Annotated in this window: 1 protein-coding gene; it reads right to left on the reverse strand. The window is 54.9% G+C overall.

Annotated elements, in window-relative coordinates; all coding sequences use genetic code 11:
* Window positions 1-50: 50 nt before the first annotated feature.
* Window positions 51-621, reverse strand: a 571-nt coding sequence (locus ACTHUR_RS15600; RefSeq protein WP_440399548.1) for a glutamate ligase domain-containing protein, incomplete at its 5' end; no start/stop codon positions are given.

Consider the following 621-nt stretch of genomic DNA (forward strand, 5'->3'; position numbering starts at 1 on the left):
TAACCGGTCAGAACTTCATTTTGCTTATTGTCAGACATGGAGATTTCCTTTTACAACGCCGCCATCACGTCGGCAACGGTATGAAATGAGCCGAAAACAACGATTCTATCATTTTCGCCCGCCTTAGCCAAAGCGGCGCGGTACGCCTCTCGAACGGAGGTAAAAGTTTGTATATTTTCGATATTTTGTGCTTCCAGTTTCGCCTGCAAGGCGTCCGTCGTCATACCGCGCGGCACGTCCAAAGGCGCGATATACCATTCGTCAAACTGGTCTTTAACGATTTCCAACACGCCGTCTATGTCTTTGTCGGACAGCATGCTGAACACGGCGGTGCGCTTTTGTGCAAACGCCAAATTAATCAGGCTGCGGCGCAGGGCGCGGGCGGCGTGGGGATTGTGTCCGACATCCAAAACGGTCAGCGGGCGGCCGGGCAGGACTTGGAAGCGTCCGGGATTTTCAACCAGCAGCAATCCGCGCTTGATGGCGCCGATGTCCACCTGCAATTTTTCGTTCAAACATTCCAACACGGTCAGTGCGCAGGCGGCGTTGGAAAGCTGGTATGCGCCGCGCAATGCGGGGAACGGCAGGGAATTTCGGTTGCGCGCGGGGTCGTCTGAATGC

Source organism: Neisseria sp. P0021.S007, from assembly GCF_051956855.1.